This is a genomic window from Aurantivibrio plasticivorans (assembly GCF_055392955.1).
In genome coordinates this window covers 1351919-1370266 of sequence record NZ_AP036020.1, presented here as the reverse complement: position 1 = coordinate 1370266, position 18348 = coordinate 1351919, and the positions used below count along the sequence as shown (strand labels likewise).

At 48.2% G+C, this 18348-nt stretch carries 16 protein-coding genes; 3 read left to right on the top strand and 13 right to left on the bottom strand.

Features of this window, described 5'->3' with window-relative positions:
• Position 1 precedes the first annotated feature (1 nt).
• The 13 genes from lpxA to rpsB all read right to left on the bottom strand — a co-directional run bounded on the left by lpxA (position 2) and on the right by rpsB (position 13272).
• Complete coding sequence (lpxA, locus tag ACZ5NB_RS06120) at positions 2 to 772, bottom strand: acyl-ACP--UDP-N-acetylglucosamine O-acyltransferase (RefSeq protein ID WP_460236439.1); 771 nt, start codon at positions 770 to 772, stop codon at positions 2 to 4.
• A 110-nt stretch (positions 773 to 882) separates the two neighbouring features.
• On the bottom strand, positions 883 to 1338 hold the full coding sequence (gene fabZ, locus ACZ5NB_RS06115) for a 3-hydroxyacyl-ACP dehydratase FabZ (RefSeq protein ID WP_460232146.1): 456 nt from the start codon (positions 1336 to 1338) through the stop codon (positions 883 to 885).
• Positions 1339 to 1482: 144 nt separating this feature from the next.
• Positions 1483 to 2517: a UDP-3-O-(3-hydroxymyristoyl)glucosamine N-acyltransferase gene (lpxD, locus tag ACZ5NB_RS06110; RefSeq protein ID WP_460236438.1), complete on the bottom strand. Its 1035-nt coding sequence runs from the start codon at positions 2515 to 2517 to the stop codon at positions 1483 to 1485.
• Positions 2518 to 2570: 53 nt separating this feature from the next.
• Positions 2571 to 3080 (bottom strand): OmpH/Skp family outer membrane protein, encoded by a 510-nt coding sequence (locus tag ACZ5NB_RS06105; protein ID WP_460232144.1) that lies wholly within the window; start codon positions 3078 to 3080, stop codon positions 2571 to 2573.
• Positions 3081 to 3134: 54 nt separating this feature from the next.
• Positions 3135 to 5726, bottom strand: coding sequence for an outer membrane protein assembly factor BamA (bamA, locus tag ACZ5NB_RS06100; RefSeq protein WP_460236437.1), 2592 nt, complete (start codon positions 5724 to 5726; stop codon positions 3135 to 3137).
• Between the two features lie 210 nt (positions 5727 to 5936).
• Positions 5937 to 7271, bottom strand: a complete 1335-nt coding sequence (gene rseP, locus ACZ5NB_RS06095) for an RIP metalloprotease RseP (RefSeq protein WP_460236436.1) — start codon at positions 7269 to 7271, stop codon at positions 5937 to 5939.
• 23 nt (positions 7272 to 7294) lie between these two features.
• Positions 7295 to 8482 (bottom strand): 1-deoxy-D-xylulose-5-phosphate reductoisomerase, encoded by a 1188-nt coding sequence (gene ispC / locus ACZ5NB_RS06090; protein WP_460236435.1) that lies wholly within the window; start codon positions 8480 to 8482, stop codon positions 7295 to 7297.
• Between the two features lie 3 nt (positions 8483 to 8485).
• Positions 8486 to 9331: a phosphatidate cytidylyltransferase gene (locus tag ACZ5NB_RS06085; RefSeq protein ID WP_460236434.1), complete on the bottom strand. Its 846-nt coding sequence runs from the start codon at positions 9329 to 9331 to the stop codon at positions 8486 to 8488.
• 34 nt (positions 9332 to 9365) lie between these two features.
• Positions 9366 to 10100 (bottom strand): polyprenyl diphosphate synthase, encoded by a 735-nt coding sequence (gene uppS / locus ACZ5NB_RS06080; protein ID WP_460236433.1) that lies wholly within the window; start codon positions 10098 to 10100, stop codon positions 9366 to 9368.
• A 69-nt stretch (positions 10101 to 10169) separates the two neighbouring features.
• A complete protein-coding gene (gene frr / locus ACZ5NB_RS06075) occupies positions 10170 to 10727 on the bottom strand; it encodes a ribosome recycling factor (RefSeq protein WP_460236432.1) in 558 nt (185 codons plus the stop codon).
• Entirely contained in the window at positions 10720 to 11460 is a 741-nt protein-coding gene (pyrH, locus tag ACZ5NB_RS06070) for a UMP kinase (protein WP_460232137.1), read from the bottom strand. Before pyrH ends, frr begins: the two co-directional genes overlap by 8 nt.
• Positions 11461 to 11554: 94 nt before the next feature.
• Complete coding sequence (gene tsf / locus ACZ5NB_RS06065) at positions 11555 to 12427, bottom strand: translation elongation factor Ts (RefSeq protein ID WP_460236431.1); 873 nt, start codon at positions 12425 to 12427, stop codon at positions 11555 to 11557.
• Between the two features lie 89 nt (positions 12428 to 12516).
• Positions 12517 to 13272 (bottom strand): 30S ribosomal protein S2, encoded by a 756-nt coding sequence (gene rpsB / locus ACZ5NB_RS06060; protein ID WP_460232135.1) that lies wholly within the window; start codon positions 13270 to 13272, stop codon positions 12517 to 12519.
• 370 nt (positions 13273 to 13642) lie between these two features.
• Between rpsB and map the strand changes: the two genes are divergently transcribed.
• Genes map through dapC form a run of 3 tightly spaced genes read left to right on the top strand, consistent with a single transcriptional unit; the run spans position 13643 to position 18348 of the window.
• Positions 13643 to 14419: a type I methionyl aminopeptidase gene (gene map / locus ACZ5NB_RS06055; protein WP_460232134.1), complete on the top strand. Its 777-nt coding sequence runs from the start codon at positions 13643 to 13645 to the stop codon at positions 14417 to 14419.
• A 27-nt stretch (positions 14420 to 14446) separates the two neighbouring features.
• Positions 14447 to 17128, top strand: coding sequence for a [protein-PII] uridylyltransferase (locus ACZ5NB_RS06050; RefSeq protein ID WP_460236430.1), 2682 nt, complete (start codon positions 14447 to 14449; stop codon positions 17126 to 17128).
• Positions 17129 to 17139: 11 nt separating this feature from the next.
• A complete protein-coding gene (gene dapC / locus ACZ5NB_RS06045) occupies positions 17140 to 18348 on the top strand; it encodes a succinyldiaminopimelate transaminase (protein ID WP_464107881.1) in 1209 nt (402 codons plus the stop codon).

The window sequence follows — 18348 nt, the reverse complement described above, 5'->3', positions numbered from 1 at the left end:
ACTAGCGAACAATGCCGCGCGTTGAACTGCGCAATGAATCAATCAGTGCGTTAATTTCTGGGACGTCTGTTGCCATGTCTTGTAGCTGAAGGATTGCTTCTTCGAGGGTTAACCCTCGGCGGTACAATATTTTATAGGCTTTATTAATGGCAGTAATGGACTCTTTGCTAAAGCCGCGTCGACGTAGGCCTTCACTGTTAATGCTTTTTGCTTCAGCAGGATTGCCAGTAACAACAACATAAGCAGGAATATCTTTCCCGACTGCGGTACCCATTCCGGTAAAACTGTGAGCACCGATTTTGCAAAACTGGTGGACCAAGGTATAGCCACTTAACACCGCCCAATCACTCACAATGATATGACCCGCCAGCGCCGTATTATTAACCAAGACACAGTGATTACCCACCACACTGTCGTGACCAATGTGGACATAGGCCATAATCAGGTTATCGTTACCGATGGTCGTTTCCGAGCGATCTTGCACAGTACCACGATGCAACGTTACACCTTCACGAATAATGTTGTTGTCACCAATGACTAAGCGGGTGTCTTCACCTTGGTATTTTTTGTCTGCGGGGTCTTCGCCGATACTGGAAAATTGAAAGATGTGATTGCCGCTACCAATGTGTGTAGGGCCTTTGATAATGACATGGGATTCGATGCGCGTGCCGGAGCCAATCTCAACATTGGGTCCTATAGTTGTCCAAGGGCCAACTTCGACATCATCTGCAAGTTTGGCCTTTGGATCTATGATAGCGGTTGGGTGAATCAAAATGTTTCTCTCTACACGTCGTGGCTATCTTTTATTAAATAAATAACGCAGTAGTCATTCAGCGGATTTTGCCGTGTGATTTTTTACACTGCGCTAATCGCTGAAAATAATTATTTTGTGACCTTGCGATCGGCACACAGGATAGTCCCTTTAGCCGCTAACTGGCCGTCGACAGAGGCTGTACATTCAAACTTCCAGATGCCACGCTTTTCCGATACGACTTTAGCTTCCAACATTAATTGATCGCCCGGCACCACTTGTCGCTTAAAACGAACATCATCGGCACCCGCTAATACATACACCGAGCCATCTTCTGGAGTTTTGTCCAACGTTTTAAAACCCAAAATACCAGACGCCTGAGCCATTGCTTCAACAATTAACACTCCCGGAAAGATAGGTGCCTGAGGGAAATGGCCGTTAAATACCTCTTCGTTCACAGAGATATTTTTATAACAAACAATCGACTCACCTTTAACAAGGCTAACCACTCGGTCGACGAGTAAGAAGGGGTAACGATGAGGAAGATACTTGCGAATTTCCGTAACATCCATTTGCGAGTCTGACATAGTAATCTCTTTACTTTGAACTAATAGGCAACGATATTAAAAAGTGTATATGGGGCAAGCTGTGATCTTGCCAAGCTTTAGCTGCAGCGGTGCTGGCATGTTAGCGGCCGGTATTGTCCCACACAAATTGTGGATTGCACAGGCTCACTTTTTACTTTCTAACGCCCTAAGCCGTTGATAGATCTCATCTAATTGGCCAAATCGAACCGCGCTACGACGCCACTGCTGAGACTCCGTTAGAGGCGTACCTGATGAGTAACTACCTGCAGACTTAATTGATTTGGTCACTAAACTCATCGCCGTTACAGTCACACCATTGGCAATGGTGATATGGCCGACAATGCCGACGCCACCGGCAATCATGCAACGCTCGCCAATTTCAGCACTGCCAGCAATAGCCGTGCACCCGGCAATTACGGTCTGCGCGCCAATTTTAACCCCATGCGCTATCTGCACCATGTTGTCAGTTTTGACTCCATGCTCGATGACCGTATCAGACAGTGCACCTCTATCGACGCAGGTATTTGCCCCCAGCTCAACGTCATCACCAATCATCACACCAGCCAGGTGATGAATTTTCACCCAGCCACTGTCAGTTGGGGCAAAACCAAAGCCGTCAGCGCCAATCACGACGCCTGAGTGGAAAACACACCGCCGACCAATATTGATGCCACCATAAACCGTCACATTGGCGTAGAGGTGACTACTATCTCCTATCTTCGTACCCTCACCGACAAAACAGCCAGCGCCAATACTAACGCCATCACCAAGCTGCGCGCCCGACTCAATGACCGCGTTTGCGCCAATCACGACGCCCTGCCCGATCTCTGCTGAATCGGCGACAACCGCACTAGGGTGAACACATGATGCCCCTAGTTTCGCTTCTGTTTCGACAACGCCTGCAAATAAAGCCGTTAGCTTGGCATAGGCCGCATAAGGATTAGGCACTGATAAACAGTTACCTGAGAAGTGTTGCACTTCGCGCGGATCAAGAATGACAGCACCAGCCTGCGTAGAACTAAGGTACTTGCGATATTGAGGGTTGGCTAAAAAGCTAAGCTGGCTCGAGGTCGCCTCTTGCAGCGTAGAGATGCCAGAGATATGGAGGGTCCCATCACCGATAAGCTTTGCGCCGCTATATTCGGCCAGTTCGGTTAGGGTAAAGGTTCGATTATTCATGCTGTAAACACCGCCAGGTGTACGTGGGCTGGGAAAACCCAGCCCTAGCATAATTACATTTTGTTAAGACGTTCAGTCAATTTTGCGGTGATATCAAATGATGTGTCCGCATGAATAACAGCTTGCGGGCTCAACACAAGACCAATACCTTCTAATTTGATCAACTCTTTTAGGGCAGTATTTGGCTTCTCACCCAATTCACGCATGATGGTTTGTTGCACAGCGACTTGCTCAGCCTGGAAGCGCTCAGCCAAGTGCTTACGCTCTGCAAGTTGAGTTTCTTGACGCTTAGCCATCTCTGCTTTTTTAGCATCGTCCCAAGTCAGGCCGTCTTTTTCGGCTTCCTCTGCAATTTTTTTCAGTTCGCTTTGTACACGCTCTAACTTAGCTCGCATCTCGACAATTTCTGCTGATTCGTTTAGCTCTTTGAATTTATTGAGAGCAAACTCAGTACGCATAATTGCACCTTGAGCGTCTAGTACGGCGATGCGACCTTCTGCAAAGCTCAGAGCGCTAACCATACAGCAGCTCGCTGCGACCAATCCGATAAGTAACTTTTTCACGACAATCAACTCCAGTTTATTTGTTATCAGTTTAATTTGGTTTATTCGGCTCACTTAGAACGATGTGCCCAAAGTGAACTGGAAGAACTCAGTTTCATCATATAGCTGCTCCTGAATAGGTCGCGCTACGCTGAAACGCAATGGCCCAAACCCGGATATCCAGGTTAGCCCAACCCCATAGGAGGCACTCATGTTATCCCACGAGATACTCTCGAAACAGTTGAGCTGGTTTTCACCACACTCAGTATCAAACACATTGCCGACATCAATAAAGAATGCCGATTGTACACTGCGCTGATCCTTGATAAAGGGCAGAGGGAAAATAACTTCGGCACCGGCTTCGATCAGCAGGTTGCCTCCAATCGAGCGATCAAAGCGGCCTGTGACTTGCGCGCTAAGCTTATCATTCTGGTTAAAGCAGGTTCCACCGGTCTGATCACACAATACATAGTTCACATCGGCGATGCCATCACCATTAATATCAGCGCCTTGAACCAGATCGTAAGTCACAGAAGGCACGCCTTTGGGGCCTAGTGAATTGCGCTCAAAGCCGCGCACAGAGTCGAAACCGCCCGCATAAAAGTGCTCAAAAAATGGGACATCAGTGGTGTCGCCATAGGCCCCGGCATAACCAAGCTCAGTACGCAGTCGTAGCGTTAAGTTCTTAGTTAAAGGACGAAAGTATTGGCCCTCATAGCGCAACTTATAGTATTCAAGGTCACCACCCGGTAAAGCGAGCTGGAACGACAACTGTTGGCGATAACCTCGCGTCGCCAAGACACCGCGGTTCAAGGCGCTCTGCAACCACGCGAGATTTACACTGAATGTGTCGAATTCGTCGCCGTTCTTATCGATAAAGCCCTGTGGTATGGGTAAGACCATAGGATCGGTACTTGCGAATGGGAATGCGGCCAAGCCCCCACCCGAATTCAAATCACTCTGTCGAACGTAGTACTGCTCAATCAACGGAAATAACTCGGGACTCCCCTTAACTTCCTGATTTGAGAATTGACCAGGATCGATGACCAAATTTTCAACATTGAAGCCCATGGAAATACTGGAGATTTCGGAAAGCGGATAGCCGAATGTAAGGTTTGCACCTAAGCGGTCAATATTAAACGCCGAGATGTTGTACTCTTCGTAATCGGATTCGGAGTAGTAGACACCAAACCCCCGACTCACACCATCAACCGTAAAATAAGGATCGGTGTAATTAAAATTCACTGACGACTGATAACGGTTGTGGTTAATGCTGAACCCAACAGACTTCCCGGTCCCCATCCAGTTCGAGTTGCTAATGTTCGCCCCTACGACAGCACCATAGCCGTCGGAGTAACCCACTTGAAAACCAATTGACCCAGAAGGTTGCTCTTCAACATCAAAGTTCACGTCGATTTGATCCGATGAACCGGGCACTTCCACCGTATCGACGTTCACCTCTCTGAAGTATCCCAATCGTTCTAGACGCACTTTCGACTGCTCAATTTTTGCAGTCGACGCCGACGCGCCCTCCATTTGACGCATTTCACGTCGTAAGACTTCATCCGAAGTGCGCGAGTTACCGCGGAAGTTAATGCGTCGAACGTAGGCTCGCTGACCTGGATCGACGAAGAACGTAATATCAACCGTTTTCTTTTCAGTATCTGGCTGGGGAATGCCTTTAGTTTCGGCGAATGTGTAACCTTCGTTGCCGAGGCGCTGGGTAATGAAATCCGAGCTGGTTGTCATTAATAACTGTGAGAAGGTTTGCCCCGACTGGATGACAATATAATTGCGAATCTCTTCTTCCGACAAAATGGGGTCGCCGGCAAGCTTTACTTCATTAACGGAATAGACTTCGCCTTCCGACAAATTAATAGTGACGTAAATCGCTTCTTTATCTGGGCTAATTGAAACCGGGGCGGAGTCAATGGAGAAGTCGAGATATCCCCTATCAAGGTAAAAGGACTCAAGCCGCTCAATATCACCGGTCAACTTTTCTCGTGAGTATTTATCATTCCCGGACAACCAAGACCAAAAGCCTGTGGATTTAATTTCAAACAAATCCTTTAGGGTGTCTTCGGGAAAATCTCTGTTACCAACAATATTAATATGTTTGATGCGAGCCTCTTTGCCCTCATCAACCTCGATTTTAACCTTTACCTGATTGCGCGGTAATGGAATAACCTCGGTCACCACTGAGGCGCTATAGCGGCCTTGATTGACGTATTCGCGCTCTAAGCTTTGCGCCAACCCTTCGAGTGTTGCACGCTTAAAAATCTGCCCTTCAGACAATCCATTTTCAGATAGGCTTTTTAGTAGGTCTTCGGATTTAATCGCCTTGTTACCATCTAGCTCAATTTCACTAACGGCTGGTAACTCCTTCACACGAATAATTAACACATCCCCTTCACGTGCTATTTCCACATCGTCAAAATAGCCGGTGGTAAACAACTCGCGTACAGCGCTTTTAATCATTCTCTGACTGACAACATCGCCCACACGAATAGGGAAGGACGAGAAAATAACACCGCGTGAGACACGCTGGTGGCCGTCAATCAAGATATCGGATACACGGAAAGGTTGTGTAGGTTGTAGATCTTGCGCAAGAGCCGGCAGTGTTACCAGTAGCAAGGCAAAAAGAAATGTACGGCCAACTTGTTTCATAAATTACTTCTAATGGAACCCCTGCACGGATCGTGTCGATCGTGAAGCGGTTTTAATCCTGACTGAAAGTTCAATGTCTTAACGTTCGAGCGTTCGTTTAATTGATATTGTCTGTTGAATGACACACGCGCGAGGTAGTTCAGCTACCCGTTATTATCAAAAACCCCAATTTATTCTTTCTCGCTATCTCAACCAGTCGCTATGTCTACCTTAAAGGCGCAGAACATCGTTGTAGATCGCAAGCACCATTAAGCTAACAACCAGGAAAAGCCCCAGCTGATACCCAATAACCTGTACCTTCTCAGAAACTGGGCTGCCTTTGATAGCCTCCACCAAGTAGTACATTAAATGACCACCATCTAATACCGGTATTGGTAGCAGATTAAATACACCGAGGCTAACGCTCAGTAATGCCAAAAAGCCAAGAAAGCTCATCCAACCACTGGCGGCTGAAGAGCCCGCCACTTTAGCAATGGTGAGGGGTCCGCTCAAGTTTTTATGGGAGATCTCACCAAGAATTAGCTTCTTGACCGAAACAAAAACGAAGCTAACTGTGCGCATCGTTTCTTCAACTCCGGCGACGAATGCTTCGCCAACAGAATATTCGTAACGACGCACGTAAGACTGGTCGTACATCCCACCCAGGCGAACTCGGCCAACGGTTTTGCCTTCAACAACTTCCTCGACGGGCATAACCGTTAGATTGACAAGATCACCTGCACGCTTGACGACAACATCAATCGATTGCCCAGGCCGCGCACTAACGTATTCAGCCCAACCAGACCAGTCACTTAGGTTAACGCCATCGGCAGAGAGCACCCGATCACCCTCTTTGAAACCAGCTTCTTTACCTGGGCCATCCTCAATGAGGCCGACCACCACAGGGGGCTTTTCGAAGGTAATGCCGAGTTCAGCAATGGGGTTCGGATCCATTGAGTCTTTGAGCCATGCATCAAGCATCGCATCAGATGTATAGATTCTGTCCGAATCAGGGTACTTAACCGAGAAACTTAAGGGGCCCGACTCACCCATGTGGTTTATTAGTTCGCTTAACACATCCCGCTGTGTTGGGGTAAAAACACCATCTACCGCAACAATTTCTTGACCCACCTCAAGGCGTGCGCGCTCGGCAATTGAACCAGGTTGAATTTCTCCAATGATGGGCGCTAAGTCCGCGCGCCCCGGCAAGAATAGAATCCAAAAGAAAATGACCGCCAACAGAAGGTTAGCCGCTGGGCCAGCTGCCACTACAGCGATACGCTGCCAAACATTTTTTCGGTTGAAAGCATAAGGCAGGTCTTCGGCACTCACCTCCCCTTCCCGCTCATCCACCATTTTGACGTAGCCGCCGAGAGGAATTGCGGCGACCGCAAATTCAGTTCCTTTTTTATCGGTCCAGGACCACAAAGGATTACCGAAGCCCACAGAAAAGCGCAGCACTTTCACGCCACAAAGGCGAGCCACATAGAAATGACCCCACTCGTGAAACGTCACCAGGACGACAATCGCCACCAAAAACCATAGTAGAGTCTGCAACATTTCCATGAGTATTCTCGAGAAAGCCTGGGTTAGCGCTGAATAAAGTTCGGCAGCATTTCGGAGGCTAATCTACGCGCCTCTTGGTCCGCACCTATGACAGCATCGATTGAGCTCGGTTCAATCAGAGCCGACTTCTGCAGGGTACTATCGATCAATTCTGCGATCTGTAGAAAGCCTAGCTGGCCGGACAAAAAGGCGTCAACTGCAATCTCGTTGGCGGCATTAAGGACAACCTGGGCTGTTTTACCGGCCGAGACAGCATCCATCGCTAATTTCAAACAGGGGAAGCGCTTAAGGTCCGGCGCGAAGAAGTCCAAGCGGCCCTGCTGCACAAAATCCAAAGGAGACACCCCCGATTCAATACGCTCTGGCCATGCCAGCCCATGGGCAATGGGGGTTCGCATATCGGGATTACCCAATTGCGCCAATACTGAGCCATCGAGATATTCCACCATGGAGTGGATAACCTGTTGCGGGTGAACTACAACCTCAATCTTTTCAGGAGCAGCATCAAACAACCAACAGGCCTCGATAAACTCTAACCCCTTGTTCATCATAGTGGCAGAGTCTACAGATATCTTTCTCCCCATTGAGAAATTAGGGTGTTTGCACGCCTGTTCCGGAGTGATTGATCGCAGCTCTACGAGATCAGTATGTAAGAACGGACCACCGGAGCCCGTCAGCAGGATTCTCTTTAACCCGGCCGTTTCGAAATCTTGATAATCAATCGGCAGGCATTGGAAAATTGCGTTGTGCTCACTATCAATCGGCAGCAGTATTGTGCCACTGCGAGTGACCGCCTCCATAAAGAGTGCGCCGGCCATTACCAGGGACTCTTTGTTTGCAAGTAACATTCTCTTTCCGGCTGTCACAGCAGCCAACGTAGGCGCTAGGCCAGCAGCGCCTACAATCGCTGCCATGACCATATCAACAGCAGGGTCGGTGACTGCAGTATTCATACCTGCCTCACCTGACAAAACTTCGATTCCCGAACCCTCTTCCGCCAACCTAGTACGCAGGAGAGAAGCCGATACTTCGTCACGCATGACTGCCAATTGCGGTTGGCAGGCAAGACACTGTGCCAACATCTTGTCGACGCTGGTGTTTGCCACCAACGCAAATACTGCATAACGGTCTGGATGCTGGGCGATAACATCTAGCGTGCTTTCGCCAATCGACCCTGTGGAGCCGAGAATTGTTACCGTTTGAACTGCCATGAATTACCAACCCCAACCCGACAATAAATATCCGAGCGTAAAAATAGGTGCTGCAGCACTAATACTGTCCATACGATCTAATACACCGCCATGACCAGGAAGAATGCGCCCACTGTCTTTTATTCCGCGGGCACGCTTGAGCATGCTTTCTAATAAATCGCCTAATACAGACGCTAAGCTCGCAGGAACAATGACCAGCAACAAGCGCCAATCCAAGGGCTTCGCACCGAATTCCGACAAAGCAAACATCAGGATCAGCGCAAACAGAGCGCTACAGGCAAAACCACCGTAGAAGCCCTCCATCGACTTTCCAGGGCTAACAGCGGGTGCCAATTTCCGCTTACCAAATTTACGACCCACGAAGTAAGCGCCAATATCGGCGCAAGCGACGCACACCACCATTATGACAATTAGCCACGCGCCGTTCGGTTCGGAACGCAATAACACCATCGCGGCTAGCGTTGGGAAAATCACCAAAATGCCAATGACTGTTTGCAGAACGGGATTATTCCAAAGCGAGGATAATGCGGGATAGTTTTTTACCAAGACAGCGGCAATGACCCACCAAACGGCGGCAATAGAAACAACAATTTGAACGTTGCTTGAATCAATGCGGCCACTTAATAAGCCTAGCCAATGCAGCATCGCCGCCATACCCGCTGACATCACTAGCGTGTAGAGTGAACGCGTAAAGACGCTATCGCAATGGGCCAGTCTCGACCACTCCCAAGCAGCCGCCACAAAAAATACCGACATCACGGCGGTAAACCATTGCAGCTCCAGACCAAACACGGATCCCAGTAAAATGGCTGCAAGAATTATTGCGGTGATAACACGCTGCTTGAGCATAAATTGTCCTTACTGCCGATCTATTTTCAACGACCTAGGCTTTTGATGAGCTAGCGATTTGATCGCCAGTCAGCCCAAAACGTCGCTGCCGTCGGTTAAATTCGGCGATCGCCGCCGTTAAATCTGCCGAGGTAAAATCTGGCCAAAGCTGGTCAGAAAAATACAGCTCAGCGTAAGCGGCCTGCCACATTAAGAAGTTGCTGATGCGCTCTTCTCCACCGGTACGGATCAATAAGTCCAACGGCGGCAGTTCGGCGGTAGACATATAACTGTCCATCAACTCTTCTGAAACATCATCGGCTGACAAGCGACCGGCGGCCACTTCAATTGCAATTTTTTTCGCAGCGCTTGTGATGTCCCATTTACCACCATAGTCAGCAGCAATCACGAGGTCTGTCGTCCCCTCGCGTGTAATATCTTCTGCTTTTTCAATTGCCGCTAAAACTTTGCTACTAAACCGGTCTCGACCACCGATGACACGCAAGCGCACACCTTCGTCGCGCAACTGGGGGGATTCGTTGGTGAGGTAGTTGTGAAACAGACGCATCAGCGCGTCCACTTCTCGCTTGGGGCGATTCCAGTTTTCGCTGCTAAAGGCAAATAGAGTTAATGCTTGAACGTCATTATCGCGACACGTATTTAACATGTCGCGAATGCGTTCGACGCCGGCCTTGTGGCCGTTGATGTTCAGCAACCCACGTTTTTTGGCCCAGCGATTATTGCCGTCCATGATAATCGCGATATGCCGTAAACAATTTCCTGTGGACACTAAACCAACCTTGAAAATAATAAGTGGCGGATTTAAATAATGAACAATGGAAAATAGCCAATCCGGCTATTAGATTTCCATCAAGTCCGCTTCTTTCAACTTTAAGCTTTCGTCCACTTTGGCGATATACTTGTCAGTGATTTTTTGCACTTCGTCCTGTGCGCGACGCTCGTCGTCTTCACTGATTTCTTTTTCTTTTTGTAAATCTTTCAATTGAGCAATCGCGTCACGGCGCACGTTGCGCACAGACACGCGCGCACTTTCTGCTTCGGAGCGAGCTTGTTTGATAAACCCTTTACGGGTTTCTTCTGTTAACGCAGGCATTGGCACGCGGATCACTTCACCCGCAGTCGCCGGGTTTAAGCCCAAGTCTGATTTCATGATGGCCTTTTCAATATCAGGCACCAATTGCTTTTCCCAAGGCGTAATACTCAGGGTGCGTGCGTCTTCAACGTTAACGTTAGCCACTTGCGACAACGGGGTATCACTGCCGTAGTAAGACACCATAATGCCGTCAAGAATGCTAGGGTGTGCGCGACCTGTACGAATTTTATTGAAGTGAGTCGCTAACGCGTCTAGCGCTTTCTGCATTCTTGTTTCAGCTTCTTGTTTAATGTCATTAATCATTGCACGCACCTTCTTCTATCAAAGTACCTTCATCGGCACCCACGACTATATTCAATAACGCGCCCGCTTTGTCCATCTTGAACACACGAACGGGCATATTGTGTTCACTCACTAAGCAAATTGCAGTTAAGTCCATTACACCTAGCTTTTTCTCTAATACTTCGTCGTAACTTAAACGATCATATTTTATAGCCGAACTATCTTTCATTGGGTCAGCAGAATAAACCCCATCGACTTTGGTCGCTTTTAAAACGATATCAGCTTCGACTTCGATGCCACGCAAACAGGCAGCAGAGTCTGTAGTAAAGAATGGGTTACCAGTCCCTGCAGAAAAGATAACAACTTCACCACTACTTAAGCAGCGAATTGCTTGACGACGATCGTAGTGCTCAACGACACCACTCATTGGAATAGCCGACATAACTCGTGAGGAAATATTAGAACGTTCTAACGCATCGCGCATCGCGAGAGCATTCATCACGGTCGCAAGCATGCCCATGTGATCGCCAGTTACGCGATCAAGGCCTGCAGCATTAAGCGCAGCGCCGCGGAATAAATTACCACCACCGATCACCAAACCAACTTGGACACCAATACCCACAAGCTGGCCGATTTCTAATGCCATTTTATCGAGGACTTTGGGGTCAATACCAAAGCCTTCGGAGCCCATTAACTCCTCGCCACTCAACTTCAACAAAATTCGTTTATATTTTTTATCGCGAGTGTTCGGCATCGACTGGTCTCCAAAGAATTGAAAAGCGTTTTATTGCGCGTCCGTGCGCCTATTCTCATTCCATAAACCCGGCATACAATGCCGGGGTCAGCAATTACTTGCTTGCTTCGACTTGCGCAGCAACTTCCGCGGCGAAATCAACTTCTTCTTTCTCGATACCTTCACCCACTCCGTAGCGAACGAAAGCAACGATTTCCGCACCTGCATCTTTTGCTAATTTACCAACGCTAACATCTGGGTTTTTAACAAAAGGCTGCTCGGTCAAGCTGTTTTCTTTCAAGTACTTGGCGATACGACCTTGCATCATTTTCTCAACGATATTTTCAGGCTTGCCCGCCATGTCTGGTTGCGCTTTGATGATGTCTTCTTCGCGCTTAACATCAGCTTCTGGCATATCACTTGGGTTCACAACCGCTGGGTTCACAGCAGCAACGTGCATAGCAATGTCTTTGGCCAAATCAGCGTCGCCGCCTTTCAATTGAACCAACACCGCGATACGGTTGTTTGAGTGAACATAACCACCAACAACACCGCCTTCGGCAGTTTGTGAAGCGATGCGACGTACGCCGATGTTTTCACCAATTTTTTGAACCAACTTTTCGCGTTGATCTTCAAGATCGCCAGCCATCAAAGCAGCAACGTCTTCTTGCTTATCAGCGAACGCTTTGTCAACCACAGTATTAACAAAGCCAAGGAAGTTTTCATCGCGTGCAACGAAATCAGTTTCACTGTTGACTTCAACCAATATACCGTAGCTAGCATCGTCAGCTAATTTAATAGCAACAACGCCGTCAGCCGCTGTCCGGTCAGCTTTTTTAGCTGCTTTCAAACCACTGGCTTTACGGAGGTTGTCGATTGCTACCTCGATATCACCATCAGCTTCTACTAGTGCGCCTTTGCACTCCATCATTCCGAGCCCAGTACGCTCGCGTAATTCTTTTACCATCGAAGCAGAAATTGCTGCCATGATCGTATCCTCACTATTCGGTTTAAATCTTGGTTAAATTGAAAAAAGGGGGCCGCTGCCCCCTTTTCAAAATGGACTAGCTTTCGCTATTAGCCTGCGTTGCTTTCCGCCGCATCACCAGCGTCATCCACCTCAACAAACTCACTCTTTGCTGGAGCTGCCTGAGAAGAAGCACCTTCTAAACATGCGTCTGCCATAGCCGTCATGTACAATTTGATTGCACGGATAGAGTCGTCGTTACCAGGGATTACGTAGTCAACGCCTTCAGGATCACTGTTAGTATCAACGATACCAATAACAGGAATGCCGAGTTTGTTTGCTTCTTTGATCGCGATACGCTCGTGTTCAACATCAATCACGAACAATGCATCTGGCAAACCGCCAATGTCTTTAATACCACCGATAGAACGCTCAAGCTTTTCCATCATGCGAGTACGCATCAACGCTTCTTTTTTAGTTAGAAGGTCAAAAGTACCGTCTTGGCTCTGAGTTTCTAGTTCGCGGAAACGTCGAACAGAAGCGCGGATCGTTTTGTAGTTGGTCAACATACCACCCAACCAGCGGTGGCTCACGAATGGCTGACCAGCGCGCTCAGCTTGCTCTTTGGTGATTTTTTGAGCCGCTCGCTTGGTACCAACGAACAACACTTTTTTCTTTTGAGACGCTAACTTGCGCACGAATTCCAAAGCGTCGTTGAACGCTGGGACTGTGTGCTCGAGGTTAACGATGTGGATTTTGTTGCGAGCGCCAAAGATGAATTTGCCCATCTTTGGGTTCCAGTAACGAGTCTGGTGCCCAAAGTGAACGCCAGCTTGCAACATGTCGCGCATGCTTACTGATGCCATGATATTTTCCTTTCGGGTTAGGCCTCCATACACCCCATGTATCAACCCTGAAATCGCCCTATAAAGCGCATTTTTCAAGGCACCCAGACACATGTGCCGGTATATGTGTGACTTTGATTAAGTTAATAGTTTGCCTACTTTGATTTCGGCGCGCGCTTTATACCACAAAGCCAACCCACAATAAAGGCTAAAATCGATCTGACCAACACCTCCCGCTAGGAGACATTTCACACAAAACCCCTTGTAAATCAAGGGGTTCTATAAAAAATTCTCTCCTCAAACGCACCAATTGCATCTTTCTGAACCATACTGGTTTACAATAGCGCCGATTTCCAACCCTCAATTCATCACAATCGCGAACCAAGGTGTAATGTCAGTTTCAATCAAGACCCCAGAAGATATCGAGAAAATGCGCGTTGCCGGCCGAATGGCAGCCAAAGTGCTAGAGCAAATTGGGGAGCATGTTCAGCCCGGCGTATCAACTGCCAGGATAGACGAACTGTGCAATGAAATGATCCTCGCGCAAGGGGCGGTATCCGCCTGCATTGGCTATCGCGGCTTCCCTAAGGCGGTATGCACATCGGTCAATCAGGTTGTCTGCCATGGGATTCCATCAGAAAAGAAAATTCTTAAGAACGGCGATATCATCAATATTGATGTTACCGTCATATACGACGGGTTCCATGGAGATACCAGTGCAATGTTTTGCGTTGGCAAAGTTGCACCTCACGCCGAGCGACTCATTCAGATTACCCAAGAATGCTTATATAAAGGTATTGAGACGGTTAAACCCGGAGCTACGCTCGGTGATATAGGCCATGTCATCCAACAACACGCCGAAGGCAACTACTACTCTGTGGTTCGTGACTATTGCGGCCACGGTATAGGTCGAGTCTTCCATGAAGACCCTCAAGTAATGCATTACGGCAAGCCTGGTCAAGGGATGGTTTTAAAAGAAGGGATGACCTTCACCATCGAGCCAATGATCAACGCTGGAAAGCATCAAACTAAACTCAAACCAGATGGCTGGACAGTTGAAACCCGTGATGGACGACTATCTGCCCAATGGGAACACACCATGGCAGTGACTAAAGATGGTGTTGAGATCTTAACTGCGCGCGTGGGCGAGCCCTTCTACAAACCTTAAGCATCCACAAAGGTTACCAACCACTGTATGTCCCTACCTTATTTCGAGAAACCACTCGTATTCTTCGAGCAAGGCCGGTTCCGCAGCAGCCTCGAGAGCGGGAATAAGATCGCTACGTTTAAAGATGCGATCGCGGCAGCGGACCTACAATTCAACAATCGCTTTATCGAAGGTGAAGATATTCGCAAGCTCGTTCGCGAGCGAGCACTCTTTATCGATTGCATTTTGCACTACGCATGGCATCAATTTGAGTGGCCATCAGATTCAAAACAGTCGGTGTGCCTCGCCGCCGTGGGGGGGTATGGTCGAGGAGAACTGCACCCTCACTCCGATATCGACCTTTTACTGCTATTGCGAGATGACGAAGTCGATGGGGTGAAACAAAGCATCGAAGGCTTCATCACGCTACTGTGGGATATAGGGCTCGAAATTGGCCAAAGTGTCCGCACAGTGTCCCAATGTCTGTCGATCGCGAAAAACGACATCAGCGTCGCCACCAATCTTATGGAATGCCGCACATTGCTGGGTGACGACAGCCTTCGCGCTGAACTCGCGCAAAAAACCGCGCCTCAATTTATGTGGCCCGCCGACGACTTCTTCCGCGCAAAGTGGGATGAACAAATCAAGCGACACGAAAAACATAACAACACAGAATATAATTTAGAGCCCAATGTTAAAAATGCACCCGGTGGATTGCGTGATATCCAGATTATCAGTTGGGTTGCAAAACGATTTTTTGGTGTTGAATCACTACACGAACTTGAAGGCCGCGACTTTTTGACCGAGGAAGAGTTTGCCATTCTGCGCTCTGGAGAAGAATTTTTATGGAAGGTTCGTTATGGCCTTCACATGATTGCAGGCAGACCTGAAGAGCGACTACTGTTCGAATACCAACGAGAGTTGGCCAAACTATTCGGCTATCAGGACACAGAACAGCGCCTCGCTGTCGAGCAATTTATGCATTGGTACTACCGCATAGTATTAACGCTCGGCGAATTGAACGATGTGCTGCTCCAGTTTTTGGATGAAGCGATTCTTCAGAAAGGCAAGAACACAGCCATCACACCGGTCAATGAACGCTTTCAATTGCTGGATGGATATATCGAAGCAACGCATGCAGAGGTCTTCGAACAAACACCAAGCGCACTGTTAGAAATATTCGTGCTCATGGGGAATGACCCCGATATTCGAGGCGTCCGCGCTAGCACCATTCGCCTCATTCGTGCAAGCCGAGAACTAATAGACGAAGACTTTCGAGCACAAGAAGAAAACCGTAAGCTATTTATGGCACTTCTGGGCTGTCAGCATGGTTTGTTTACGCAACTAAAGCGAATGAAACGCTATGGCGTACTCGGACGCTACCTCCCAGAATTCGGACGCGTTACCGGACAAATGCAGCACGACCTGTTCCACATCTATACGGTTGATGCCCACACGCTTTTGGTCGTAAAAAATATGCGTCAATTTAATCGGCCAGATGCATCGGAAGAGTTTCCCGTTGCGGCGCATGCCATGAAGCGTCTACCCAAAAAGGAATTACTTTATATCGCCGGTTTGTATCATGATATCGCCAAGGGCCGGGGCGGTGATCACTCGACGTTAGGTGCAGAAGATGCCACTCGTTTTTGCCAGGATCATGGACTCACACCGCGCGAAACCCGACTTGTTTGTTGGCTAGTAGAAAAGCACCTACTGATGTCTTCTGTGTCACAAAAACAAGACATCATGGACCCAGATGTCATTCATAATTTTGCATTGGAAATCGGCGACCAATTACACCTTGATTACCTCTATTGCTTGACCGTCGCCGATATGAACGCGACCAACCCAGACATTTGGAATAGTTGGCGCGCCAGCTTAATGCGACAGCTATACCTAGAAACCAAGCGCGCTTTGCGACGCGGCTTAGAAAATACCATTGACCAACAAGAGGTTATTGAAGAAACCCAAGCTGCCGCATTGCATAAGCTAACCCGAAAGGGGTTTTCGGAAACACAAATTCGCGAACTCTGGGCAGACATGGGCGAGGATTACTTTCTACGCGAAACCTATCTCGACATTGTTTGGCACATGCAAGCCATCGCGAAAGCCCCAGATGCAGCAACACTTATCTTGATTGATAAGACAACAACGGTCATGCATGAGGGCGCGACGCAAATTTTTATTCGTGCCAAAGATCAACTCAATGTATTTGCGGCTGCAGCAACCTGTCTCGACCAACTCAATTTGAGCATTCAAGATGCGCGCATATACCACACCAAATCCGGCTACACGGTCGATACCTTTTACGTGCTAGACCAATTTGGTGAGCCTATCAGCGAAGATAAAGATCGCGTAGCTCGCATCAAGAAAGCGCTCAGCGAAGAACTCAGCCTTACCGCCGATTACAAAAGCGTTATCAGCCGCCACACTCCGCGGCAGCTCAAACAGTTTGCTATGCCGACTCGAACCAGTATTAACACCGACATCAATAGTGGCCATACGGTTCTCGAAGTCATCAGCCCAGATCGCCCTGGCCTACTGGCAAGAATTGGTCGCATTTTTATCGAGTTTAATATTCAATTACAAAATGCAAAAATTTCGACACTAGGCGAACGTGTCGAAGACATATTTTTTATCACCGACAACAATGGGCAACCGCTTAGCGACCCCAGTTTATGCCAGCGCTTGCAAAAGGAAATTTGTCAGCAACTGGACCAGCATGTATAAGACAGCAAACCATGAATCCCGATTTAGCAAAACTACAGGCTTACCCCTTCGAAAAACTTGCTGCATTAAAAGCAGCAACAAGCGAGCCCTCCTCGGCTAGTAACCACATCGCATTTTCAATTGGGGAACCTAAACACCAACCACCATCCTTAGTGATGGACACACTTCGCCAATCACTCAACAAAATTTCAGCTTACCCAGCCACGAAAGGGATTCCGGAGTTGCGCCAAGCAATTTCTCGCTGGCTGGAAATGCGCTTTAAGATCCCAACCAATAGCGTCGATTCAGAAACTCAGGTATTGCCCGTCAATGGAACACGCGAGGCGCTATTCGCCTTTGCCCAGGCAGTAATTGATCGTTCCAAACCTGATGCCTTAGTGGTTTCGCCAAATCCGTTTTATCAAATCTATGAAGGCGCCACCTATTTATCTGGCGCTGATATTTTTTATCTCAATTGCACGGCAGATAATAATTACCTCCCTGATTTTGATGATGTCGATGCGTCTGTTTGGCAACGTTGTCAGCTGATCTATCTTTGCAGCCCTGGCAACCCTTCGGGTGCGGTAATCGGCCAGCAACAAATGCAAAAACTCATTGAGCTTGCAGACCAGTACGACTTTATTATCGCGAGCGATGAGTGTTATTCAGAATTATACTTCGATGAAGACGCACCTCCGACTGGCCTGCTTGAAGTATGTTCGTCTATGGGACGAAGCGACTTCTCACGATGCGTTGTGTTTCATAGCTTATCTAAGCGCTCCAACTTACCTGGCCTACGATCAGGGTTTATTGCGGGTGACGCCGATATACTACGCCAGTTTCTTCTTTATCGAACGTATCACGGTTGCGCGATGAGCCTACCGTTCCAGCTCGCAAGCGCTACTGCCTGGCAAGATGAGCAACACGTTATTGAGAATCGCAAACTCTATAAGCAAAAGTTCAACGATGTCATTGATATCTTATCGCCTGTTATCGACGTTAAATGGCCGCAAGCCAGTTTTTATCTGTGGCTTGCAACGCCGATGGACGATCAACTATTCGCGCAACAACTCTATAGCCAGGAGAATGTAACTGTTCTTCCTGGAAGTTACATCGCACGGGACACCGCAACAGGGAACCCAGGGAAAAACCATGTACGCATTGCGCTCGTAGCGACACGTGAGGAGTGTATCGAAGGTGCGCAACGTATTCGCCATTTCCTTGAAGGTCTAAAAAATTAA

Coding starts and splice junctions, on each gene's coding strand:
- ACZ5NB_RS06085 (WP_460236434.1), bottom strand. CDS start 9,331: ATGCTCAAGCAGCGTGTTATCACCGCAATAATTCTTGCAGCCATTTTA.
- pyrH (WP_460232137.1), bottom strand. CDS start 11,460: ATGCCGAACACTCGCGATAAAAAATATAAACGAATTTTGTTGAAGTTG.
- rpsB (WP_460232135.1), bottom strand. CDS start 13,272: ATGGCATCAGTAAGCATGCGCGACATGTTGCAAGCTGGCGTTCACTTT.
- lpxD (WP_460236438.1), bottom strand. CDS start 2,517: ATGAATAATCGAACCTTTACCCTAACCGAACTGGCCGAATATAGCGGC.
- bamA (WP_460236437.1), bottom strand. CDS start 5,726: ATGAAACAAGTTGGCCGTACATTTCTTTTTGCCTTGCTACTGGTAACA.
- map (WP_460232134.1), top strand. CDS start 13,643: ATGTCAGTTTCAATCAAGACCCCAGAAGATATCGAGAAAATGCGCGTT.
- frr (WP_460236432.1), bottom strand. CDS start 10,727: ATGATTAATGACATTAAACAAGAAGCTGAAACAAGAATGCAGAAAGCG.
- dapC (WP_464107881.1), top strand. CDS start 17,140: ATGAATCCCGATTTAGCAAAACTACAGGCTTACCCCTTCGAAAAACTT.
- ispC (WP_460236435.1), bottom strand. CDS start 8,482: ATGGCAGTTCAAACGGTAACAATTCTCGGCTCCACAGGGTCGATTGGC.
- fabZ (WP_460232146.1), bottom strand. CDS start 1,338: ATGTCAGACTCGCAAATGGATGTTACGGAAATTCGCAAGTATCTTCCT.
- rseP (WP_460236436.1), bottom strand. CDS start 7,271: ATGGAAATGTTGCAGACTCTACTATGGTTTTTGGTGGCGATTGTCGTC.
- tsf (WP_460236431.1), bottom strand. CDS start 12,427: ATGGCAGCAATTTCTGCTTCGATGGTAAAAGAATTACGCGAGCGTACT.
- ACZ5NB_RS06050 (WP_460236430.1), top strand. CDS start 14,447: ATGTCCCTACCTTATTTCGAGAAACCACTCGTATTCTTCGAGCAAGGC.